The organism is Ruminiclostridium herbifermentans (genome assembly GCF_005473905.2).
GTDB lineage: Bacteria > Bacillota > Clostridia > Acetivibrionales > DSM-1351 > Ruminiclostridium > Ruminiclostridium herbifermentans.
The window spans coordinates 4,554,737-4,581,413 of sequence record NZ_CP061336.1; the positions used below are offsets into that span (position 1 = coordinate 4,554,737).

The window sequence follows — 26,677 nt, forward strand, 5'->3', positions numbered from 1 at the left end:
ACTTCTTTATTCTACCAATAAAATTTATATAAGTGCTTATTTTATGAACTTAGTCTCAAGCGATATCCCTTCTTCAAAAGTAGTGGGACTGTATCCAAAATCTGCTTTTGCTTCTTCATGTGAAAAAGCTTTATTCTCATTTAGCCTAAGCACTTGTTCTGCCTTCAGTATAGGCTTTTTGGATACCTTTTCATAAGCTCTTAATAAATTATAGCTAAGCTTTGATGGCACATGTATCTTTATTACTTTCTTGCCCAGTGCTTTTGCCGTTAAATCAACAACCTCATTATAAGTAAGGGCTTTGGCTCCAGATATATTATACTCCTTTTTAATACTTACAGGGCTTTCGTATGCTTTTACAATAGCATCAGCTAAATCTTTCACATATACTGGCTGCTGCAAATAAGTACCATCCCCTAATATAGGTATAATATTTATTTTTTTCAGATATTTAATTAATCTCCACATATTACGGTCCCTTGGAGTACCATAAATCATAGTAGGTCTTATTATTGTATAATCCAATCCACTTTCCTTTATTAGTCTTTCAGCTTCTAGCCTTATTGCCTTGCTATCGGGGTTCAGTTTCGTAAATATCCCCGTAGTGCTTACAAATACTGCCCTTTTAACCTTCATTTGTTTGCAGGCATTTACAATATTAGGAGCATGTCCGAAACCTAAAGACGCAATATTAATCAAAGCATCTTTCCCTTCTAATGCCTTGCAGATTGAATTGTAGTCATCCAATTCACCAAAGATATATTTGACATTCAACTCATTTATAGTATTGAGATTACTGGTCTTTCTTACAAAGCAAGTAACCTCATAACCTCTGTCAGTTAATTCCTTCAAAACAAATTCACCTAGAAAGCCAGTAGCTCCAGTTAGTAAAATCATTTTAACTTCTATGCCACCTTTCCTAATAAATTCACAGTGAAATGCTCATGGTGCATAATGATATGCAATACGCGATTCTAAATTTATTTCATTTACTACTCTGTTATGCATTTCGTATAATTTCTAAATATTTTTCTGCTAGGCTTTTTCTTGAATAGTTTTTCTCAACAAAAGCAGGCCCATTTTCTTTTAATTTATTAAATAATTCATTATCGTTTTTAAGCTTGAGAATAGCTTGTTTTATCTCCTCACAATTATCAGGTTCTACAACTATGGCTGCATTTGATTCTTTTAATATATCAGCTGCTTCCCCTTCTAAACTTGCAATAATCGGAATACCACATGCCATAATTTCAAACATCTTTGAAGGAATAAATGTCTTAAACAATTCAATTTTTCTAAGCGGAATCAAACATATATCTGATGTACAATAAAATTCTGGCATCATTTCTTTAGGCTGAGAATCAATAAAAATAACGTTATTAAGATTATATTCCTTCGCTGTTTCTCTTAGTTGATCCTTTTCAGCCCCTTCCCCTATAAACAAAAACTGAATATCTTCGTATTCTTTTAATGATCGTGCCACCTTTAATATTGTGGTCAAATTTTGTGATATCCCATGTGCTCCCATATAAGATACAATGAATTTATTTTTTAGGTCATAGTTTTTTATAATAAATTCATTCTTTTTTCTTGGATAGAACATATTTTGATTAACACCATTTGTTATGACATGAACTTTATTTCCATCAATTCCCCTGCTAATAACATTTTCCTTAAAAGCCTTTGTTACCATTATTAGTTTCTTGCTTTTTCTATAAAAAAACAACTCCAGCTTTTCTAAAATATCTGTTACAAGTCCTTTTTTCATAACTCCTAGTTCAATCATAGCAGCTGGCCATAAATCTCTTATTTCAAGAATAAATGGTGCCTTTTTTCTTAAGCTGTACCAATAGCCTGAAAAAATAGAGAAAAATGTAGGGGAACTTGTAATAATTACATCAGGCTTTTTTATCTTCTTCATAGAAAATATTACTGATGAAAACATAAAAGATATATGTCCTAAAGTCTTTTTTACAAATCCTTTATTTGGTGTTGCATATACATAATTTCTATGTACATGAATACCATTTAAAAGTTCATACATATATTTTTTGCCTCTATACTCCTCAGGTATTATTCCTGTAGGATGATTGGGAAAACATGTCACAACATGTACTTCATTGTCCAACTCAACCCAATGTCTTGCCATTTCATAAATTCTTGCTGAAGGTGCTCCTATTTCTGGTGGAAAATAATGACATATCACAACTATTTTCATAGCATTGCTCCCAATTCATCATAGTTTATAATTACTTCTTTATCACATTTTATTTTTAATTCATTTTCTGCTTCAATGGCTTCATAATTACTATCACTTAAAGCTATAATATATCCAAAAAACTTTTTACTGTCTTTGCTCTTGCTAAATACTATTGCCTTGTTTTCCTCTTTTACATTAAACTGCCCTGAGTACCAACTCTGCTCTATATCTATTTCATTTACTCCTATTGTTGCTATTTTAACAATCTCTTGGTCAAAAGTAATACTTACTATATTTCTATTGCTTTCAGTTTTATTAATATTTTCTATTATCGCTCCTGGCAAAAAATGAAGATAGCTTTTCACACACGTGTCTGATACCATTTCAACAGAGTCTAATATTATAAATATATTATCACTTAACTTCCCAATAAATCGTTTGTGTGTATACCCATGATAAGATGTATATTTTCCTGCATAAAACTTAATATCTTTATATAAAAATTGCTTTCTGCCCACTTCCTTAATGCGTTTTGCCACTCTAAAGCTGCCCCAAAATTGTGACTGTTCCTTGTTTGAAATCATAACTGTATTATGGGCTTTGGTGCTTCTGAAATAGTCTCTCCATTCACCACTTTCGTATTTATAGGTACCTAAATTGACAATCAAAGGCCGATTATTTACTGAAAGTTCATAGCTAAGCGCATCACAGTGTCCATGTGCTGGTAAGTAAGATGGACATATATCACCTGTATCAAATATTAGCTTAGAATTATTATTTTTTAAAATATAAAAGCCGCTATTCTCTAAATTGCTCTTAAATCGAGGCTTCAAATTAAAATGCTTAGCGCAAGCCGTTAAAAGGCTCTTATAATCCTTGCTTATACCGTCTGCACTATCATTGAAGGCTGGTGTCTTACCAAAATTGTCTTCTAAGCTATACATTACATCTATCATTTTTTGAATATATATAATTAACCGCTCATAAATTGAATCATTTTTAAGCCAATGAGTTATTTTAATCAAATCTTCCAAAATTATTTTATGATACATTGGGCTTAACTCAAAATGCATTCCATCTTCTAAAATTTGCTCATCCAACTGTAAAAGAAGTTCCTTCTTAAACTTTTCTTGTATTTCTGAATCATTAAAAAAGATACTTCCAATAATAAGAGCTTTTATATTCTCAAAATAGTGGTTGCCTAAAACATCTTTCTCAAGATTACTTTTTAAGTATACATATTGTAGTTGTATAGATTCTTTTATTTTTTTATCAAAATCTAAGTCTTTCTTTAATTCATCCTGAAATATCGGATATACAGATATCCAATTGGAAATTCGCAATGAAATAGTATAGGGATGCCATCCATCTCCATAGCCAATGGGATTATTGTCTATCCAGTTTTCTATTAATCGTTTAAATTCATTATAATATAGCTGTGGGTTGTTACCCTTTTTATATTCATAGGCCAGCTTGAATACATATTCAAAATAGTGTAGATTATATCTCCATAGTTGCTGTAAATCAACGCTATTCCACGCTTTTGACAAATCAACCTTATTTTTTATATTAATAAACTTAAACTGATTGTTTAAAATTTCATCAATATCAAATCTAGCTAAATATTCTTTGTCAAACTCTATTTCTGGAATCAAAAAAAAATTAATATCCGAATTAATATCCGTTTGTAATTTTATTTCAACAGGTGTATTGAATATTGGCTGTTTCCATTTGTTAAATTTTCTATTAAATCTATTAATTACTCTATGGTACATTTGTGAGGGTTTGAGATACTTAATTGTATTTATATATAGTTCTATTTTATTGTTCATCAAATACCTCCAAATGCTTTTATTTCACTATAATCTTTCCTCTTGCTTTGTCTCTTCTTCTATATTTTTTCCCTTCTGTAAGGAGCCTGTTCCTCCTTCAACAACACCAGATCCCTTGACAACACTAATTATTGTACCACAGAAACACTTAATATCCATCCAAAATCCAAGTTTTTTCACATATTCACCGTCCAGCTTTGCCTTAACTTCAATTGGAAGTTCATCCCTGCCATTAATTTGAGCCCATCCTGTAAGTCCGGGCTTAATATCATTAGCACCATATTTATCTCTTTCTGCAATTAAGTCATACTGATTCCAAAGCGCTGGACGCGGACCTATAATGGACATTTCTCCTAGGAGTATGTTCACAATCTGCGGAAGTTCATCAAGGCTTGTCTTTCGCAGAAATTTTCCAACTCTTGTTATATATTGCTCCGGATTTCCAAGAAGGTGTGTAGGTGTATCCTTAGGTGTATCTATCCTCATAGTACGAAATTTTAGTATATTAAAATACGTTACATTAATTCCAACGCGCTTTTGTTTAAAAAGAACTGGTCCTCTAGAGTCAATCTTAATAGCAATAATCAGAATTAAAAACAAAGGAGAAAGAATGATTAATGCCAAAAATGCAATAAAAAAATCCATAACTCTTTTAATAATTAAATACATTTGTAATCACCTTTCTTTTTTATAAGCAAGCTAAATATATACTTTAAATATATAATATAAACACCTAATTATGACCTGCAAATAAAACTCTATTAATGAAATTCTATTTAATAATAGTCATATTAATTCTAGTATATTTACTATTTTTCCATATTTTTCCTTAAACTTATTATAATTATCAATACTCAAAACCACAACTAGTTTTGAATTATCGCAACTTTCTTTATCTGTAATAAACTTAATTTTATTATTCTCTTTTATAGATAATCTAACAAGTTTACTTATTTCATCTTCTTCCACTATTACGTATATTACTCCATTTTTATCCACTAATTTTTCTAATTCTGTTCGAAGTTTCTCTTGAGTTTCAATCATATAATTGTAGTTACTCTTTATATAGCTACTTGTCTTTTGAATCTTTTCTACAATTCCCATTGGAGTAAGCATATAAATTATTCTATTCATTGGCATTCGTTTTATCTTAATAAGTCCCTTATTTACCATTTTGTTTAATAGAATATTTATAGTTCCAACAGAACAGCGTATCAGCTTTGATAACTCTCTTTGAGTAATTTCTGGATTTTTACTTATTTCATTTAAAACAATGTATTCCTTATCCATTTTTTCACTCTCATGTGTTTAATTAATGAACACGTAAAATTATACTCTACTGAAATCAATTTTGTCAACGCATTCCAATATTCTCCTAATTTATTTTTGACCTTCCAATTTTATATATTGTAAATATTTATTTAATTCTTAATATGTGTTAAACTAACTAAGTAAAAATATTGAAAGGTGGCTGATATAAAATTGAGTAAACATAAAAAAGCAGTTGCGAATGATAGTTTTATTAAATTAATTCCATTGGCCTTAATTCTTCTTATAATTCCAATGATTGTTTATATGAAACCAATTACTATAGAAGGTATAACAAGTGAGTTTTACCCCACAGAAACAGTTTTCGATTTTTTCTCCTATTATAAAGCTTTATGGTTTAAGGTTTTTACGGTTTTATCCTTTTTTTTTATTGTATTCTATGCATATAATAAGAAGATTAATTTCAAATTAAATTATTGCTTTATACCATTGATTGTTTATTTTTTATTATCGTTACTGTCCTCTTCCTTCTCTGAATATCATGATATTGCTTACAATGGCTTTATTGATAGATTTGAAGGTTTTTGGGTTATTGCCTGCTATTTTATAGTTTGTTTTATAGCAGCTCACTTTATAACTTTTGAAAAGGATATCAAACTATTATTTGGATCTCTTGGTATCTGTACTTTTATTTTATGTATTTTAGGAATTTCTCAGTTCTTCGGATATGATTTTCTTCAGACAAGCTTTATGAAGCATGCTATGCTTCCAAGTGAATATGAAAGCTTAACCAAATCATTGGAATTTGCCTTCCCAACAAAATATGTCTACCTTACACTATTTAACCCAAACTATGTTGGCAGCTTTTGTTCTATGGTATTACCTATATGTATTATTATTCTTCTATTATCAAAGAATAAATATATTAAAATATTCTCGGGTATTTTATCTGCCCTTGTTTTAATTACCCTTATATTTTGTCGCTCAAGTACTGGATATATTGGGGTTTTCACTTCTATGCTTTTTGTTGTTGTTTTATTAAGAAAAAAGATTTTAAAATACTGGATACCTGTTCTTGTCGTCGTCATTTGCTGTACTGGTGTTCTTGTTATATTAAACTATAACTATTCTGGCATAATTACAAATGAATTAAGTAACTTTTTACCTAAACAAGCAGATGAGCCTGAATTAGTTAAGGGAAAATACAAAAGACTCACTGATATGACTCTTGATGGAAATAAGATGACTATTTATATGAATGGTACTCCATTGAATGTCATATTTGATAATCAAGACAGCACACTCAGTTTTTTGGATGAAAGCGGTAAAGATGTCAACTTGAGAACAACAGATGATAACAAAGATTTTTTGAATTTTAAACATACCCAGTATATTGGTTTAACCATTAGTATTAATGGAGCTACCTTTAAAATTTCAGCACCAAACACTAGTTACTATGTTACTATTGACAATACTGGTTCTTTTAAATTTGTTAATAGTGCAGGTAAACCAGTTGATATTAAAACTGCTGAGTCATTTGGATTTGAAGGCTATGAAAAGTTTGCTTCAAATAGGGGATATATATGGTCAAGGTCTATACCACTTATGAAAGACACTTTTTTACTTGGTCATGGTCCAGACACTTATACAATTTATTTCCCTCAAAATGATTTTAAAGGCAAGATTATGACGTTTAAAAAAGCTAATACCTTAGTAGATAAACCTCACAATATGTATTTGCATATGGCTATTAATACTGGTGTTGTTTCTTTAATAGCATTTTTAGTTTTTGTAGTTTGGTACATCGTACAATCTTTCAGATTATATTTTAGGCCAAAAGATTCTGATAACTTTTATTACATGGCTGGAATTGCTTGTTTGCTATCTGTAATTGGCTTCCTGGTATGCGGGTTAGGTAATGACAGCAATATAAATGTCAGTCCAATATTCTGGATTCTTATAGGAATGGGAATTGCATGCAACAGATTATACTCTAAAACAGTGGTAGGCGAGGCAGTACAGCAGCAGTTCCCTCAGAATAGAAAGAAATAAGCTTATAAGTGATAAAAATAATTTTACTTCTCATTGATTTATAAATTCTTATCATAACTAAGGTGGTAACACTGTACGTGCAGCATTGTTTATTTAATTCAATTTTTTGCAAATTTTTTAGAAGCACAAAGGGGCTTTGTTCTATTACAGAACAAAAGCCCCTTTGTGTATATTTAAATAAAATTAAGATAGCTCCACCATACTTGAGAATATTTTATATGCTATCTGCAAGCAACTATAACTACTTGTATAAAGATTATGCTTATTTTATATAGAGAAACTTTATTACATCTGTGGTATTTCATCGAGGCTAAATTCCTTTCGTCTTTAAACAAATGCGTTACACGCTGCTATATGTGATACATATCTTTCCTCGATACAATTTGCTACTGCTTCTCTATGTATGCATTAAATCTCTGTACTTCTAGATAATAATCTAATTTTGACTTCAAATATGCAATATTTGCTTGCTCTGCTGCATCAATTATTGCATTTAAAGATGATTTACTCATTAATCCTAACCTTAATTTTTCTTGTGCTATTTCAAGATTTTTATCGCATATTTCCTTGTTTAATCTCTTAATCTCTATCTCATCTTTCAAATTTAAAATAGTATTGTTTTGCTGGTAGATATATTTTTCTATATTTATAAGTTCATCCTTTAGAGCATATTCCTGATTTAATCTTACGTCTTCCAAAGAGACTAGTTCAACGGGATCCTCTCTATTTGTATTTTTTTCTACAATTTCAGCTTCAAGTATTGCTTGCTCAATCTGAAATTTTATGTCTTTAATTTTATTGTTATTTTTTTGTCTGTCTTCAATTATAGCTTTAATGTCAATATTGTCATACTCTATCTCAGGTATATCCATATCTTTTATTTGTATATCTTCAGTAATTTGTCTTCCTAATAAAGAATTAAGAGACATTTTTGCTTTTTCTTCCTCCCTAGATAACTGGACTAGTGCATTATTTGCTTTCTTTATGTCTAACTCAATCTCAGTAACAGCACTTTCTACACTTCTACCTAATGCTACATCATTCTTCTTAACTTTTAAATCTGCCTCTAACCTGCTTATTAGTGCATTCTGATAAGCAATTTGCTTCTTAATTGATAATAATGTAAAATAACTCTCTGTTACATTTAGCTTTATATCTATTATTTTGTTTTGCTTTTGATATTTTAAATTATTTAAATCATTTTTTTTCTGTTCTGGGTATAAGCGTTCAATTCTCTCTTTCTCAATAAAATATTGATCGTTAGTGTACATTAATTCTTGTCTGGTTAACTTTGCAGCGTTTTTAGATGAAACAGCCAACTCATTATAGCGGTGATAAATATCAGTTGCATTTTTTATTTTCTCATCAAAAAGCCTTAAACTGTTGCTACTTGCTATTGCGGTATCAATAGCAGTCTGCAAATCATACTCTTTAATTTCTTTTGTCTCTTCTGCTGAAACAAAGGAATATTGAAATATCATTAAAATAGCCAATAACATCGACAATCTCATTTTAAGTTTATTTCTCATATAGTAAACCCTTCCTCTCGTAAATTCAATTGTCTAAAGACTTGTCTTTTTTAGACAGCTGCTCATTTTTGCATTTAATAAAACTCTAGCAATAAACTTTAACCATTATTTATATTTTGGGAAGTTTTCTCACTTACACTTTAAAGCCTCTATCAGCATTAAATCAATCCACTAAGCATCAGCCATTGAAGCTATTCCTAGCCCTGACGCTTGCTGCAGGCTTGTTACAGATAAATTATAAGCTCTTACTGCATCGTTATATGCTGTTAGTGCAGACAACTTACCTATTTCTCTATTTTTTAGTTCAGTCTCACTTATAAGTTTGTTTTTATACTTTTCTGATGTAATTCGATATTGCTCATTCTCATAATTCAATTTCGCTTTACAGATATCCATTTCTTCTTTTTTATACTTAGCATCAATATAAGCAGTATTAATACTTTGCAAAACTGTTTCCTTACTAATACTTATTGAAAGTTCTGCCTCGTTAATTTTCTGTTCAGCAAAACTTTTATTTAGCTGTGTACTTACATTCCAAGGGTTATTAGAATAGGCTTCATTTACTGTATATGCCTCATTCTTAGCTACTCCATAATTTATCTTAGCTAACAGTATTTCATTTCTATTTATTAAAGCTCTATTTAAATATGTATCATAATCTTCAAGCTTCTCTATATTATTTTTACTATAGTCACTTAACACTATTTGGCTGTCGATTGGGAGCCCTATCAATCTCTTCAAATCCATTTCCAAATTATCTATTGTGCGAGTAAGTTTATTTACTTCTAATCTGCTTATTTGTAGCTGCTTATAAGCAGTATCTATTGTTACTTTTGACAATTCTCCTACATCATACCTGCTTTTTTGCTGTTTATACATTTTTTCCTGCAGTTCAACTGACCTTTTAAAATTTTCAAGCTGACCCTGTATAGATAATATGTTATCATACAATACTCTAGTCTGATATCTAATAGTATCCTCTGTTATTTGGTTGCTAAGGCTAAGCTTCATTACATTTGCCCATAAAGAATATTTGGCAAATCTATTAGGATTCATGTATTTTGTTAAATCCTCTTTCCCACTGAAATACTCTGTATCTCCATACATAGTATAAAGTATACATAATTTTCCATATTCCTGACTATTCATAGCTCTTCCATTTTTTAATCTATTATATAGGTCATCAATACTATCGGCAGCGTCAGAAATATCAAATAGCCCTTCTTTATAGGTATAATCATTGTTTTCAATTAGATTTTTAATTGTTCTATTAGTTTTAATAATACTGTTGTCATTTTCAACTGCTTTTTGTTGAGCCACTTCAAGTGATAGCACTATAGGCTCTGCTTTTACTTCTTGCTCCACTGCAAATACTGGACTAAACAGACTTACAACTACAGAAAATGTTAAAAGCAGTCCTGCCAGCTTCCTTTTTTGCATATGCCTTACATTCCTCCTTTACCAATATCTTTATCTTATACTCTAATTAAGATTCAATATACTTGGGCAGGAGAAGCTTAATTTTGTAAATGCTTAAGCTTCTCCTGCTTTATTTTATATGCCTTGCCACTCAAACCAACTAAATCCATTTGTAAATACTTATCAATTATTCACCTTGTGTTATTATTACTTTATCCTTATCACGACCTGTTATTATATTACCTGCATAGTCCATAATCACACCATAAGAAAATACATATTCATTACTTAAAATCATATTATCGAACCTGAAAACTAGCGTTTTATCATCAAAATATGTAATTGCAATTGGTACCTTTTTATAAAGCTTTCCATTCTCATAATACTCTATGCCATAATTTTGAGGCTTGAGATTAGCCAACTCATTGGAAATTTCTCTGTTGAAAGTAACCTTAACAGTATCCTTTCCAACTATTTTTGCATCAATAATTTTTAATTCAGTGTCAATTGCCTTACTGACAAATACTGACTGAGTGATCGGATTACCAAGATTTGCTCCGGAGTAATCCTTCATACTACCAAGAACCTCTATCTCAAAAGGTGTATTATCAACTAAATAGTCATCTTTTTTTAAGAATAATTGAACACTGGTTTGGTCTGCACTTGTAAATTTAACTTTACCAGGTGTTCGACCAATTTTATCTGACATATTACGAATCTGGTAGTTAAAAATACTCGAACCAGTATTATAATCTATTGGTTTATTAAATGTTACACTTACTGTTCCAGAGTCAATTACTTTAACAGACTTTATAGCAAGCTTTTCAGGCATTGTATAATATCCGCTAAAAGTATATTGCGTTTCTTCAATGGCAAACTGCTTAGTTGAGTCCTGAATACAATTTATCATAATGTTATAAGTCTCTTTTACATCAAAAGCAGTTTTTAAGGTCAATACAACACTTTTACCGTTTGACACACGATCACTTATTAACTCCGCCTTTTCAACCTCAATAGGATGTTTCTTACTATTCGTAACACTATAGCTGTATACCTGTTCAGCTCTTAAATAATGTATTTGCCTATTAAAATCAAGTTGAATACTCTTACCATTAAGTACTGTAATTTTCTCTAAAGTAAGCGAAGATGCTAACATGTCTTTTCCAATGAATGAGAAGCTATCTCCATCTCCATCCCCTAAGTATGTTCCGTAAGCGCCTACCAGTTTTCCTGATATCTTAAGAGTATATTCTTTATTCGCTGAAAAACTTTTACCCTTTGATATAATAGATGCTACATTTTTTTCTCCAGCAAAACTAATAGTTAGATAATCTCCATCTGCATAAAGTTCTCCGTTTTGATATATCTCATAATACGGAGCAAATTCTACGTTTTCATTTATTGGCTGTGTAAAATATGTATAAATTTCATTACTTCCTATTTGCTCAACCTTGCTTATTTTAAACAAATCAGATTCAACAGCAACTAAAGTATATCCAGTAAAGGTTCCTGTTAATTTACCTGAAATATTTCCTTCAAGGTCTTCAACATTTACAATTTCCACTTTATATACTTTATTAGGAAGCTGTGTATTTGTTTCAATTTCTATCTGTGTACCTGAATGAGATTTAATTGATACTGCCAAGTTATTATTTACATTATCTTCCTCATATATTCTAATATTATTTTCATCAATAGAATTAATTGTTTCATTAAACTTAACAATTATTTTTCTACCATTTACTGATGATATTTCTTGAATCTTTGTTTCAACTGTGTCTACTAATATACCTGCTGATATAGCAACATCTCTTTTTATTGCACCACTTTCAATTAATGATTGCAATAGTGTTATGTTCTGTCCTTTTAACTTTGTATTTAATGCTCTATACATTACGGTAGCTGCTTGTCCTCTGGTATAAGCCGAGCCATCATCTCTCTTCTTAGTTAAATATAATTGGTCAGTTACCAGTCCCACCTCGTATGCAGTATAAAATACATTGTCATTCCACTTTATATCCTCTGCTCCTGTGTATTTCAATAACTTCAGTATCATAACAAGAAATGCTTGTTCTGTTAGGTTATCCTTTGTGCCAAACTTTCCGTCATATCCATCAATAATATCATTTATGTAGCAAAAACCTACATATGGTGCAAACCAGTCTGTTTTCTTTACATCACTAAACACAGTATTTGCTAAACTATCTTTATTTTCATTAACATACGTATCTTTACCCATTAGCTTAGTTATAAAGGTCGCTGCTTCAGTTCTTTTTAAACTCCCACTTAGGTTATAATTACCATTTCCGTCTCCTGCAATAACACCTATCTTATTAAGTTTATCTGCTGTCATCTGTAAATCTGAAATATCTTGAGCAAATGCTGCAGTTACACTTGATAGTATAATCCCAACTGAAATTACCACCGCGGCTATTTTTCTTATGTACATTATCGAACCCTCCCTTAAATATATATACGTAAGTTTTTATCATTTGTTTTAATAATACCATACTTTTTTATAATTATATATAAAAAAAGCTGAGACATAAGTCTCAGCTTTTTAATTACTTAAGAACAAAATTACTTTTTAGGAAGTTCACTTATATCTCTTACTGTCCAAGTAGAACCTGATGCCAATACATTATCACTCATATCAGAGATATTGTAAACTTGTGTTACAGTAGTCTTAGCTGCAGTATTGTCTTCTTTAGCTCTAGCTACTAATACAAATACATTAGCATCTAATTGTAATATGTCTAATACAGTATATCCATCAACTGTAAATGTAAGTTTTGACATAGAGTAGATATCCATTTCCTCGGAGAATTCGAGTGCTATATATGCATAAACACCCTTCTTAACCTTATCGTAATCTGGTATATATTCTACATCCTGCTTTTGTGCTTCGTCATAAATTGTGTATCCTAAAACGTAAACTTTTGCTGTTTCATCATCGTCATCCTTGAACTTAACCTTAGCGATCTTAGGAGCTGTTTTATCAGTAACTTCGATACTCATGTTAGCAGTTAATAATGTACCAGATACTGATTTTGTGCCTATACCATCACCTTTTGAAGCAATATATACTTTTGAAGTTACTTCAGTATCCTTATTAGTATATGTTGCATCAGTATTGATATCTTGATCAAGAACTAATACTATCTCAGTATTTCCATCATCATTTATTGTTTGTGACTCTACTGATGCTATTCTTAGAGAACTTCCAGTAGTAGAAACTAATGAAATATCTGGATTACTGAATTTGTCTAGCTTTGTATTGAATACAAGTTTAATTTTGTTTGCTTCAAACAATTCTGCAGACTTAAATTCTACTTTTTCAACACCAATGTTTTCAATTATAACTGAATCAACGCTATCATACAATCTCTTGTTTGCTAAGTCCATGATTGGAGCAATCTTTACATTAGGCGCTTTAACTTTTTCGTCTAAGTCAATGAGGACAATTTTATCTGATATCTTAGAAACCTTGTCATCATCGTCTAGTGCACGATAACCACCCGCTTTAGTAGTATCTGCGTAAACCATATAGTTTGACTTATCTAGCATCTGAGCTTCATTCATTGGCTCAGAGAATTTGATATAAATTTTACCATCATTTTCAACCACATAACAACCATCTAAGTCAATTTCTGGTGCTGTATTATCGCCAGTAGTAAATGTTGTTACATAGTCATTTTCCATTTTGTTTCCAGCAGCATCTTCAATTGCTTTTTTAACAACTACTTCAAATTCAGTATTGTCATCTAATTTTCCTGGTACTCCTAAATAAACAACCTTATTATTGCTTTCAAAAGGATATACAGGTGTTGAGAAGTAAACAGTTTTACCATCTTTTACTGTTTTGATTGCATAGTTTGAAGATTTTTTAGCAGTATCAGCATCCAACTCTTCATTGAAAGTAATCTTAACACCTAAGTTCTTATCTGGTTTAACTGATGTAACTGTAGGACCAGTTTCATCTAAAACTACAGTAGCTGTAAGAGTCTGATCAGGAACTTTAACTCCATAACCATCAACTAACTTGTTTGAATCAGTTTCACTATTTACTAAGTATAAAGTAATATTTCCAGCTGGTAATGGATTAGCAGTACCAAACTTAAACTCAATTTCATCAACATATTTTCCACCAGTTGTTACTACATCTGCCTGATAGTTAGCAGCGTTCTTAGCTGAATGGAACAAACGAAGATCTGCAGCCTTTACTGGCTTAGAGAATCCTAATTTAACTGAGAGTTTCTTAGCTTCTTTTACAGTAACAACTGCTACTGAAGTATCCTTAACATAGTCAAAAGTATGTTCGCCTTTAAATACTTTATAACCAGCGTAGTCTTGAATTGCATTAGCCTTGTCAAGTCCTGCATCATTTATTGAAACAGTAACTGGACCTTCTATTAACTTAGTTCCAACTTCTAAGTTTATAACGTCTAATGATAATTCAGCATTCTGAACATAATATGTATATGTTCCACTCTTAACTGCGAAATTAGAATTTGACAATGTCTTGCTATTTAAACCACCTTCTAAAACTGGCTCTGAGAAAGTAATTTTTATGTTCTTTTCACCAGTATGCTTAATCTCTTTAACTGTAGGTATTAAGCCATCCTGTACTTCTACTTCAAAATCTTTGTCTGCACCTAATGTTTTTTCATTAGCTGCCTTAACATCTTTCTTAACTGTTACTTTTGCTTTACTTGCATTAGTCAAGCAATCTAATACAGAATTGTCAAGAGTTATAGTAACAGTCTTCTTATCATCACCTAATACACAACTATCATCAGTAAGAGTTTTTTCAACATCACCCTTATCCTTTATTGTGTATGAAGCCTTATCTTCAACTGACTCTTCATCCATTTCCTGGTTGAATACAACCTGTAACTGCTTGTTGTTTAATACTTTAACTGATTCAACAGCTAAATCAGCAGTTTCTACTGGAGCAACTTCTAATAAACCTAACTTTTCAGCTTTAGCTTTCAAATCAGCATTGTCACCAACGATGTCAGCGATAACTGTTTTTCCGCTAGCTTTTTCAGCAGTAAGAGCACCATACATAACACCAACTGCTGCATCTCTAGTTAAGTCGCCAGTTATAGTTGCATCAACTTTGCTTCCCTTAGTTTCTGCTAACTGAGCAACTGAAACTTTGTAATCTGCTACAGTGTAACCCATTTGTTTGAGCATAAATGTAGCAAATCTAGCAGCTGTAACAGTATCCTTAGCTCCTACAAAGAATTTACCATCCTGAGTTGAACCACTTAAAATACCATTTGCTGCTGAATAAGCAACTACGTTCTTAGCATATTCTGATATGCTAGCAGCATCATCAAACTTAGCTAAAGCATCAGCTACTTGGTCAGCTGTTAATGCATTAGCAGCATCATTGTATCCAAATAACTTTGCTAAAAATATTAATGAATCCTGTGTAGTTAATGCATTTTCTAGTCCTACTTTAGGATCATTTGCATCTTGACCTGCATAGAGACCAAGATCTTTCAACGCTACAGCTTTATCAGCATTTTCTATTGTAGCTGAGTCAGCTGCGAATACAGCAGTCATAGAAGTAAGCACTAATGCTACTGCTAAAAGAACTGCGGTTAACTTTCTGAGATTTCTCATGTTCTCAAATCCTCCTTGTGTATTTTGTATCGGGTGGGCTATGTAAAACTAGAGTAGGCTACGCCTCATCCCACGTATATAGCCCAACTCATAAAACCAATTTTTCAAGACTTAGTATTTCCAGCGCTACTTTGGCTAAATTTACCTATCTTGATTCATAAGTTATTATATCACCCGTATTTTTTTCAGTCAACAAGCCCTTTTTAAGTGTAAAGAATTTGTAACAGAACTGCAACAAAGCAGGTCGTGATAAACACGCCTGCTCTGCTGTTTTTTCTTAATTTTCTTTTATATTATTTCTAAATGCTTAAGAACAATTTTGTTTTAAGGAAGTTCAGTTATATCTCTTACTGTCCAAGTAGAACCTGCTGCTAATACATTATCATTCATATCAGAGATATTGTAAACTTGTGTTACAGTTGTTCTAGCTGGAGTATTATTTGCCTTAGCTTTAACCTGTAATACTAGTAAATTATCATCTGCTATGCTTTGTAACACATCTACTACAGCATATCCATCAACTGTGAAAGTAAGCTTTGACATAGTGTAAATATCCATCTTCTCAGAGAATTTGATTGCTATATATGCAGTAACATCTTTATCAACCTTGTTGTAATTTGGTGTATAGTTAACTTCATCACCATTTCCATCAATAATTGTATATTCTAAGACATAAACTGCTGGAGTCTTTTCATCATCACCATCGAATTTAACCTTAGCTACTGTAGGAGCTGTTTTATCATCAATATTCATACTTAAGTTAGTAGCTAACTTAGTACCAGAAACTGATTTTGATGAAGTAGTAGTTCCTGTTGCTATTGATATTGGTGCTGTAACACCATTACTGTTAGTGAATGTAGCATCTGTATTAATATCTTGGTCAAGAACTAATACTATCTCTGTATTTCCATCATCATTAACTGTTTGTGACTCTACTGATGCTATTCTTACAGCACTTTCAGTAGTTATGCTTGCACCACTTAAGGAAATATCAGGATTGCTAAATGTGTCTAACTGTTTGTTAAATACTACTTTAATCTTATTTGTTGCAATTAATTCTGCACTCTTAAATTCTACTGTTTCTACATCAATACCTATTAATTCAGTAGCATCAACTTTTCCATTCAATCTCTTATTTGCTAAGTCCATGATTGGAGCAATCTTTACATCTGGAGCATCTACTTCTTCGTCTAAATCAATAAGAACCATTCTATCTGATATCTTAGTTAGCTTGTCATCATCATCTAAATCACGGTAGTTAGCACTACTTGTCGGTCTAACCTGATAGTTTGATTTGTCAAGCATCTGAGCTTCATTCATTGGCTCACTGAATTTCAGATATATCTTACCTTCAGCTTTAACCACGTAAGCATCAGCCTTATCAATTGTTGGCGCTGTATTATCACCAGTAGTAAATGTTGTTACATAATCATTTTCCATCTTATTTCCTGCTAAGTCTTCTATTGCTTTCTTAGCAACAACTTCATATTCAGTATTATCGTCTAGCAATCCTGGTACATTTAGCTTAACAACTTTATTGTTGCCATCTACAGGATATTCTACTGTAAAGTATACTGTCTTACCATCCTTTACGGATTTGAAAGTAAAGTTAGATGATTTTACAGTGGTTGCTTTTAATGCTTCATTGAAAGTTAGCTTAACTGATAAATTTTTATCTACATTTTTTGATGATACTGTAGGACCAGTTACATCTACAACTACATTAGCTGTTAGTGTTTGGTCTGGAACCTTTATTCCATAACCATCAATTAGTTTGTTGCTATCAGTTTCACTATTTACTAGATATAGATTAATATTTCCAGCTGGTACTGGGTTATTTACATTATCAAATGTAAATGTAATTTCATCAACATATTTTCCATTTGTAGTTACTACATTAGACTGATAGTTTGCAGCATTCTTAGCTGAATGGAACAAACGAAGATCTGCAGCTTTAACTGGTTTTGAGAATGCAAGTGTAACTGATTCTGGCTTAGCTTCTTTAACAGTTACTACTGCTACAGAAGTATCTTTTACATAGTTAAATGTATGGTCGCCTTTAAACACTTTATAACCAGCATAATCTTGGATTGATTTAACATCATTTCCTAAACCAGCAGCATTTACTGTAACAGCAACTGGACCCTCTATTAAATTAGTTCCAAGTGTTAAGTTGATAACATTCAAGTCTAGGTCGGCATTTGAAACATAATATGTGTATGTTCCACTCTTAACTGCAAAACTTGAAGTTGAAAGTGTTTTACTATTAGTTCCACCTTCTAAAACTGGCTCTGAGAAAGTAATTTTTATATTCTTCTCACCAGTAGCCTTAACCTCTTTAACTGTAGGCAATATACCATCTTGTATTTCAACACTAAATTCTTTGTCTTTGCCTAAAGTCTTTTCATTAGCTGCCATGATGTCTCCATCAATTGTAACTTTTGCTTTACTTGAATTTGTCAAGCTATCTAATACAGAACTATCCAAAGTTATAGTAACTGTCTTCTTATCAGCACCTAATACTGCACTAGTACTAGTAAGAGTTTTTTTAGCTGTACCCTTATCTAGGATTGTATATAAATCATTATTCTGAGCTGAATCTTTGTCCATCTCTTGATTAAATACAACCTCTATCTGCTTATTGTTTAAAGCTTTAACGGATACAATCTCTAGTTCTGCAGAAACTGGTGCAGCAATAAGTCCTGCTTTTATAGCTGCTTCTCTGATTTCTGGCTTGGATTCTACTATCTTCTCGATAATAGTTGCCATTCCGTTTGCATATTCAGCTTTAAGTGCACCATACATGATTCCTACTGCATGGTCTCTGAGAAGTCCCTGCTGTCCGAGTGCAGCATATGCCGCAATTCCCTCTGTGCCTTCAACTTCTGCAAGCTGATCTATCGCTTCATACCAGTGTTCAACATTAAATCCCATCTGCTTTAATATTAATGTTGCAAACTGCCCGCCCTTAAGATTTTCTCCATCGTTAAGATATAGACCGTTAGCTTCTTTAGAACCTGACATTATACCTTGGTCTACCAAGTATGCCAATCTCTTTTTAGCTGATGATGATACTTTTGATGCATCTTTGAAGTTCTTTAGTATCGCATCTGCTTGTTCATCAGTCATTGCCATTGCAGCAGAATCCATATTAAACAATTTTGTTAATAGTATTGCTCCTTGTCCTCTTGTAAGCTCAGCTTCGAGAGCTGGTTCAAAAGTGTCTGGATTTGTTCCTGCATACAAGTCCAATGTGTTAAGAACAATTGCTTTTTCGCCGTTTACAACAGTTGCTGTATCAGCAAATGCTGGAACTAAACTAGTTACTGTCATTGCAAGTGCAACTGCAGCAGCAGAAATTTTCTTAAATTTCATCATTCAAAATCCCCCTTAGGTTTTTTTACTGACCATAATTTTCATTGAGGTGCTAGGTCATAAAAGCTTTCCTCAATGTGTTAGGAATTAAAGAGCAAGATGTTTTTATGTCAACCTCTTGACTACATGTGTAATTATATCACCGGGTAATTTACGTAGTCAACATAATACCAGAGTTGTAAACTACTTGTAACCCTTGTGTAATGGGCTATTTTTCATGCGTAACTTCATTATGGTAACCCTAGGGTTTTGAAGGGTTGTGAATCATATGTGTATACTTCAAAAAATGCTTTCATTCATATTTTAAGTCAATTACTATCAGCTAAACCCTATAATCTTGGTTCAAGGACTTAAGCCTTTCTTAATCATAAAGGGCCATAACCACACGTCTTATCCGAGAAGTTCCTCAGTCCATAAGTCCCCAGATAAGAACGTAATCTTCCCTTCTATAACCCCACTACATATACACTTTATTCTCTCGAATACGTATTGATCTTTGGCTTGTCACGCAACTTTACCAGCATATATTTTTTAATGTAGTTTCTGTTTGTCAGACCAGAGGTTTGTCTCTAGCTTTTTCAGATTACCCATCACCGAAGACACCTCTGTACTTGGCTATGCACTTGGTACTATTAACACTCACTCGGGAATTTCATCCTATTAGATTGCTCCAATATTGGGCATACATACAACAAAGCAGGTCGTGATAAACACGCCTGCTTTGCTTTATCTTATTACTTTTTTATTGTTTATTTGCTTCTAAATATCTTACTTAATATTTATTTAACTGTCCATGTAGAACCTGATGCAAGTACGTTTCCGGAAGTATCTGCAACATTGTATGCCTGTGTTACAGATGTGTAAACTGTAGTGTTGTCTGCCTTAGCTTTAACTGTTATAATAACTGCTTTATCTCCATCAGCAAATGCAACATTTGTTACTGTATAACCATCAACTATAAATGCAAGTTTTGAAATTGAAGCAGTATCCATTGCCTCTGTAAAGTGAATAGTAATTTCAGCTGTTTCATTCTTATCTAACTTATTATACTGGTCAGCTATATTAGCTATTACTTGTCCAGCAGCATTTTTGAAGTTTCCTATTACAACATGAGGTTCTTTATCTGCACCAACTTCGAACTCATGCTCTGCTACTGTAGGAGCTGTTTTATCATCAATATTCATACTTAAGTTAGTAGCTAACTTAGTACCAGAAACTGATTTTGATGAAGTAGTAGTTCCTGTTGCTATTGATATTGGTGCTGTAACACCATTACTGTTAGTGAATGTAGCATCTGTATTAATATCTTGGTCAAGAACTAATACTATCTCTGTATTTCCATCATCATTAACTGTTTGTGACTCTACTGATGCTATTCTTACAGCACTTTCAGTAGTTATGCTTGCACCACTTAAGGAAATATCAGGATTGCTAAATGTGTCTAACTGTTTGTTAAATACTACTTTAATCTTATTTGTTGCAATTAATTCTGCACTCTTAAATTCTACTGTTTCTACATCAATACCTATTAATTCAGTAGCATCAACTTTTCCATTCAATCTCTTATTTGCTAAGTCCATGATTGGAGCAATCTTTACATCTGGAGCATCTACTTCTTCGTCTAAATCAATAAGAACCATTCTATCTGATATCTTAGTTAGCTTGTCATCATCATCTAAATCACGGTAGTTAGCACTACTTGTCGGTCTAACCTGATAGTTTGATTTGTCAAGCATCTGAGCTTCATTCATTGGCTCACTGAATTTCAGATATATCTTACCTTCAGCTTTAACCACGTAAGCATCAGCCTTATCAATTGTTGGCGCTGTATTATCACCAGTAGTAAATGTTGTTACATAATCATTTTCCATCTTATTTCCTGCTAAGTCTTCTATTGCTTTCTTAGCAACAACTTCATATTCAGTATTATCGTCTAGCAATCCTGGTACATTTAGCTTAACAACTTTATTGTTGCCATCTACAGGATATTCTACTGTAAAGTATACTGTCTTACCATCCTTTACGGATTTGAAAGTAAAGTTAGATGATTTTACAGTGGTTGCTTTTAATGCTTCATTGAAAGTTAGCTTAACTGATAAATTTTTATCTACATTTTTTGATGATACTGTAGGACCAGTTACATCTACAACTACATTAGCTGTTAGTGTTTGGTCTGGAACCTTTATTCCATAACCATCAATTAGTTTGTTGCTATCAGTTTCACTATTTACTAGATATAGATTAATATTTCCAGCTGGTACTGGGTTATTTACATTATCAAATGTAAATGTAATTTCATCAACATATTTTCCATTTGTAGTTACTACATTAGACTGATAGTTTGCAGCATTCTTAGCTGAATGGAACAAACGAAGATCTGCAGCTTTAACTGGTTTTGAGAATGCAAGTGTAACTGATTCTGGCTTAGCTTCTTTAACAGTTACTACTGCTACAGAAGTATCTTTTACATAGTTAAATGTATGGTCGCCTTTAAACACTTTATAACCAGCATAGTCTTGAATTGATTTAACATCATTTCCTAAACCAGCATCATTTACTGTAACAGTAACTGGACCCTCTATTAACTTAGTTCCAAGTGTTAAGTTGATGACATCCAAGTCTAGTTCAGCATTTGAAACATAGTATGTGTATGTTCCACTCTTAACTGCAAAAACTGTATTTGTAAGTGTTTTACTATTAGTTCCACCTTCTAAAACTGGCTCTGAGAAAATAATTTTTATATTCTTCTCACCAGTAGCCTTAACCTCTTTAACTGTAGGCAATATACCATCTTGTATTTCAACACTAAATTCTTTGTCTTTGCCTAAAGTCTTTTCATTAGCTGCCATGATGTCTCCATCAATTGTAACTTTTGCTTTACTTGAATTTGTCAAGCTATCTAATACAGAACTATCCAAAGTTATAGTAACTGTCTTTTTATCAGCACCTAATACTGCACTAGTGCTAGTAAGAGTTTTTTTAGCTGTACCCTTATCTAGGATTGTATATAAATCATTATTCTGAGCTGAATCTTTGTCCATCTCTTGATTAAATACAACCTCTATCTGCTTATTGTTTAAAGCTTTAACGGATACAATCTCTAGTTCTGCAGAAACTGGTGCAGCAATAAGTCCTGCTTTTATAGCTGCTTCTCTGATTTCTGGCTTGGATTCTACTATCTTCTCGATAATAGTTGCCATTCCGTTTGCATATTCAGCTTTAAGTGCACCATACATGATTCCTACTGCATGGTCTCTGAGAAGTCCCTGCTGTCCGAGTGCAGCATATGCCGCAATTCCCTCTGTGCCTTCAACTTCTGCAAGCTGATCTATCGCTTCATACCAGTGTTCAACATTAAATCCCATCTGCTTTAATATTAATGTCGCAAACTGCCCGCCCTTAAGATTTTCTCCATCGTTAAGATATAGACCATTAGCTTCTTTAGAACCTGACATTATACCTTGGTCTACCAAGTATGCCAATCTCTTTTTAGCTGATGATGATACTTTTGATGCATCTTTGAAGTTCTTTAGTATCGCATCTGCTTGTTCATCAGACATTGCCATTGCAGCAGTATCCATGTTAAACAATTTTGTTAATAGTATTGCTCCTTGCCCTCTTGTAAGTTCAGCCTCAAGAGCTGGTTCAAAAGTGTTTGGATTTGTTCCTGCATACAAGTCCAATGTGTTAAGAACAATTGCTTTTTCGCCGTTTACAACAGTTGCTGTATCAGCAAATGCTGGAACTAAACTAGTTACTGTCATTGCAAGTGCAACTGCAGCAGCAGAAATTTTCTTAAATTTCATCATTCAAAATCCCCCTTAGGTTTTTTTACTGACCATAATTTTCATTGAGGTGCTAGGTCATAAAAGCTTTCCTCAATGTGTTAGGAATTAAAGAGCAAGATGTTTTTATGTCAACCTCTTGACTACATGTGTAATTATATCACCGGGTAATTTACGTAGTCAACATAATACCAGAGTTGTAAACTACTTGTAATCCTTGTGTAATGGGCTATTTTTCATGCGTAACTTCATTATGGTAACCCTAGGGTTTTGAAGGGTTGTAGACACTAAAACTGCTATTTCACATAGCTAAATAGAAAAAAGACATATCTAAAATAACCATTTCCGATAATATTTTTGTCACTAGCAAGACAAGAAAAATGAGGTTATATTAAAAGAATTAGGTAGTCTCTAATAGATTCTTCGTTTGTTTATGCATTATAGGTTAGTATTAGATAATATTCGAGGGCTTAGCCTAAACACAGAATATATAGCTATTAAAATGTAACTTACCTTTTAAGTACTATTTAGTATGTTTTAATATCTCTGCTTGAATTTTTATGTTTCAACACTATAAATTAATGCTGTAATTCTATATTAAGCAGATAAATGTCTGTAGATTCCCTGTCCATCAAAATATTTCAGTGAAGCTTTCGTACTAAGTTCAAAAGTATATAATGATTTAGACATAAAAATACCTCCTAAGTAGATGGTTATATCCCTTGTCTACCTAAGAGGTATCAATTCTGAGTAGTTTTTCGCATATTTATTCAACTTTCCAAGTTGAAATGTAGCATTCAAGCGTTAATTTAACTGGTCATGCTAATTTATTTTAAACTGAGTTTGCATGTAAACTATTTATTACTTATAAGAAGCGTTAGCTTTGCCTATACCATTACATTTTTCCCAATTATAATAGGCCAAGTCTCCTCGCCTTTCAAACATCTACCCTTTGATAGAATTACATTTTTGTCAAGGATCGCATAGTTTAATGTAGCATTCTCTTCTATAATACTTTCCTGCATAACAATACTATCCTTAACAACAGCACCCTTCTTGACTGTAACACCTCTGAAGAGAACACTGTTTTCTACTGTTCCTTCTATAATACAGCCATCTGCTACTATTGAATTTCTAACCTCTGCCTCTTCATTGAACTTAGCAGGAGCCTCATCCTTTACTTTTGTAAATATCTTCGCTGAGCCAAACAAATCATTACTCACCTCAGGCTTCAATAGTTCCATATTACACCTGTAATACATTTGTACTGAAGATACGCTTCTCCAATACCCATTAAATTTATAGCCATATATCTTTAGCTTGTGCAACATCTTTACTAATATATCTAAAACAAAATCATAATAACCATGTGCTACACATTCCTCTAATAACGACATCAGCAACTCTCTTTTAATTATATAAGTACCTAGTGAGCCCAAAAGTGAATTAGGATGTATAGGCTTTTCTTGGAAATCTATTACTCTTTGATCCTCAGCCACTTGAAGAATACCCATATTAGACAATTCTTCTATTGGTACATCGTTCATTTCTCTATATGCAATTGTAATATCCGCCTCTGTTTCCTTGTGTTGCCTTAGCATATCATCAAAGGTTGTTGTATATACACAGTTACCCTGTGATATAAGTACATATTCCTCATTACTTCTCTTTAAGAAAGTGAGGTTGTTGTACATTGAGTCAGCTGTTCCTCTATACCATCCAGAATTATCATCTGATAGAAATGGCGGAAAAATAAATAACCCGTCAGTTTTTCTGTCTAAATCCCACTCTTTCCCTGAACCCAAGTGATCCATTAGAGATCTGAAGCTATATTGAGTTATTACACCCACATTTCTAATTCCAGAATTCACCATATTGGAAAGTACAAAATCTACTGCTCTATATTTCCCTCCAACTGGAACTGCAGGGCTAGACCTCATTGTAGAAAGTTCTTTTAGCTTTGTGCTTCTGCCACCTGATAGTATTATTCCCATTACATTTTTCATTCTATGACACCACCTTTGAATACGCTTTTTCCTGACTCTATAAATAGAGAATCAAAGTCTTCAGGGCCAACCCCTACATCAATCATAACATTTTTACCTATTATCGCACTATCAGGTATATTTGCTTGCTCACCAACTACTGTTATACCAGAATTATATATACTAGGTTTGAACTCATTCTGTATATCAGCACCCTCTCCTAGTCTAGAATTTGCACCAATTGTAACCAACTCACTAATGATACTTTTATTTATTGAAACATTTTTACAAATTTTTGAGTTTGACATTACAATTGAATCCTGTATAACAGCACCCTCTTCGACTAATACGCCTGGAAATAATATTGAATTTATAACTGTACCATATATTGTACAGCCTTCAGCAATCATAGATTTCTTAACACAGGCAGATGGACCTATGTAATGTGCTGGTTTTACAGGATTTGGCGTATATATTTTCCAATCAGCATCAAATAAATTAAAAGGCGGAACTCTTCCAACCAAGTCCATATTTGATTCCCAAAACGCCTGTATAGTTCCAACATCTCTCCAGTAACCAGAAAACTGATAAGCCCACATACTTTTTCCATCCTTAAGCATTGAGGGAATAATATTTTTACCAAAATCATTATCTGAATCTGGGCATTCATTATCCTTTATTAAATATTCCCTTAACGTTAACCAATTAAAAATATATACACCCATGGAAGCGAGCGTACTCTTTGGATTCTTGGGCTTTTCCTCAAATTCATAAATATTTCCATTGTCATGGCAGTTCATGATTCCGTATCTGCTAGCTTCTTCATATGGAACATTTATAACTGATATAGTTGCATCAGCTTTATTTTCCTTATGAAAATCCAACATTTTTGAATAATCCATCTTATAAATGTGATCTCCAGATAATATAATAACATACTCCGGAGAGTACCTATCTACATAATGGATATTCTGATATACAGCATTTGCAGTTCCTTTGAACCATTCACCACTCTCAGCTTTTAAGTATGGAGACAATATTGTTACTCCACCATCTATTCTGTCCATGTCCCATGGTTTGCCTATCCCTATATGTGAATTAAGTTTAAGCGGCTGATACTGTGTAAGTACGCCAACAGTATCAATCCCAGAATTTATACAATTACTTAAGGAAAAATCAATAATTCTATATTTACCACCGTATAGGACAGCAGGCTTTGCAACATTTTTGGTAAGAACACCTAATCTGCTCCCCTGTCCTCCAGCAAGCAATAATGCTATCATTTCTTTTTTATTCATTGCATCAACTCCCGGTATATTCATTTGATAAAAAAACAGTTAGTCATATCTCATTTTATACAAATAATTCTACATAAATTATACTTTTCCCTTTTTTATCAAAAAATAATATACTAAATAAAAGTTCTGGCATCAATTATTAAGGCTCAAACCTGCGCCAATCCAGCCATATAAAAAAGCTAAAATCTAAATAATTTTAGATTTTAGCTTTTTAGCCACTTAACATTTTAATCTTATTTGCGAGCTAAATCGACATCACGAATCGACATTCGCATTCAGTTTAACATTTTTGCATATAC

14 protein-coding genes are annotated in these 26,677 nt (G+C 32.4%); 1 reads left to right on the forward strand and 13 read right to left on the reverse strand.

The window, feature by feature from the left end; translation table 11 throughout:
• Positions 1 to 36: 36 nt before the first annotated feature.
• From EHE19_RS18535 to EHE19_RS18555, 5 genes are all read right to left on the reverse strand, one after another.
• Positions 37 to 897, reverse strand: a complete 861-nt coding sequence (locus tag EHE19_RS18535) for an NAD-dependent epimerase/dehydratase family protein (protein ID WP_137698628.1) — start codon at positions 895 to 897, stop codon at positions 37 to 39.
• Between the two features lie 103 nt (positions 898 to 1,000).
• On the reverse strand, positions 1,001 to 2,218 hold the full coding sequence (locus EHE19_RS18540) for a glycosyltransferase family 4 protein (RefSeq protein WP_137698629.1): 1,218 nt from the start codon (positions 2,216 to 2,218) through the stop codon (positions 1,001 to 1,003).
• Positions 2,215 to 4,032: a heparinase II/III family protein gene (locus tag EHE19_RS18545; RefSeq protein ID WP_137698630.1), complete on the reverse strand. Its 1,818-nt coding sequence runs from the start codon at positions 4,030 to 4,032 to the stop codon at positions 2,215 to 2,217. Before EHE19_RS18545 ends, EHE19_RS18540 begins: the two co-directional genes overlap by 4 nt.
• 27 nt (positions 4,033 to 4,059) lie before the next feature.
• Positions 4,060 to 4,701: a sugar transferase gene (locus tag EHE19_RS18550; RefSeq protein ID WP_137698631.1), complete on the reverse strand. Its 642-nt coding sequence runs from the start codon at positions 4,699 to 4,701 to the stop codon at positions 4,060 to 4,062.
• Between the two features lie 117 nt (positions 4,702 to 4,818).
• A complete protein-coding gene (locus tag EHE19_RS18555) occupies positions 4,819 to 5,322 on the reverse strand; it encodes a winged helix-turn-helix transcriptional regulator (protein WP_137698632.1) in 504 nt (167 codons plus the stop codon).
• Between the two features lie 192 nt (positions 5,323 to 5,514).
• Here EHE19_RS18555 and EHE19_RS18560 point away from each other — a divergent pair, with 192 nt between their 5' ends.
• Positions 5,515 to 7,353 (forward strand): O-antigen ligase family protein, encoded by a 1,839-nt coding sequence (locus tag EHE19_RS18560; protein ID WP_137698633.1) that lies wholly within the window; start codon positions 5,515 to 5,517, stop codon positions 7,351 to 7,353.
• 386 nt (positions 7,354 to 7,739) lie between these two features.
• Here the strand turns inward: EHE19_RS18560 and EHE19_RS18565 are convergent, their stop codons facing one another.
• The 8 genes from EHE19_RS18565 to EHE19_RS18600 form a co-directional block, all read right to left on the reverse strand.
• Positions 7,740 to 8,882 (reverse strand): TolC family protein, encoded by a 1,143-nt coding sequence (locus EHE19_RS18565; protein ID WP_137698634.1) that lies wholly within the window; start codon positions 8,880 to 8,882, stop codon positions 7,740 to 7,742.
• A gap of 171 nt (positions 8,883 to 9,053) precedes the next feature.
• The gene (locus tag EHE19_RS18570) at positions 9,054 to 10,322 is read right to left on the reverse strand and encodes a TolC family protein (protein WP_137698635.1); all 1,269 of its coding nucleotides are present in this window, start codon (positions 10,320 to 10,322) and stop codon (positions 9,054 to 9,056) included.
• Between the two features lie 166 nt (positions 10,323 to 10,488).
• Positions 10,489 to 12,750 carry an S-layer homology domain-containing protein gene (locus tag EHE19_RS18575; RefSeq protein ID WP_137698636.1) on the reverse strand — a complete coding sequence of 754 codons (2,262 nt, stop codon included), beginning with the start codon at positions 12,748 to 12,750 and terminating at the stop codon, positions 10,489 to 10,491.
• A 131-nt stretch (positions 12,751 to 12,881) separates the two neighbouring features.
• Positions 12,882 to 15,935: an Ig-like domain-containing domain gene (locus tag EHE19_RS18580; RefSeq protein ID WP_137698637.1), complete on the reverse strand. Its 3,054-nt coding sequence runs from the start codon at positions 15,933 to 15,935 to the stop codon at positions 12,882 to 12,884.
• A 324-nt stretch (positions 15,936 to 16,259) separates the two neighbouring features.
• Complete coding sequence (locus EHE19_RS18585; RefSeq protein ID WP_190530414.1) at positions 16,260 to 19,313, reverse strand: Ig-like domain-containing domain; 3,054 nt, start codon at positions 19,311 to 19,313, stop codon at positions 16,260 to 16,262.
• Positions 19,314 to 20,089: 776 nt separating this feature from the next.
• Entirely contained in the window at positions 20,090 to 23,119 is a 3,030-nt protein-coding gene (locus tag EHE19_RS18590) for an Ig-like domain-containing domain (RefSeq protein WP_190530415.1), read from the reverse strand.
• An 863-nt stretch (positions 23,120 to 23,982) separates the two neighbouring features.
• Entirely contained in the window at positions 23,983 to 25,101 is a 1,119-nt protein-coding gene (gene glgD / locus EHE19_RS18595; RefSeq protein WP_137698640.1) for a glucose-1-phosphate adenylyltransferase subunit GlgD, read from the reverse strand.
• On the reverse strand, positions 25,098 to 26,378 hold the full coding sequence (locus tag EHE19_RS18600; RefSeq protein WP_137698641.1) for a glucose-1-phosphate adenylyltransferase: 1,281 nt from the start codon (positions 26,376 to 26,378) through the stop codon (positions 25,098 to 25,100). The genes glgD and EHE19_RS18600 overlap by 4 nt, the downstream gene beginning before the upstream one ends.
• Positions 26,379 to 26,677: the final 299 nt, after the last annotated feature.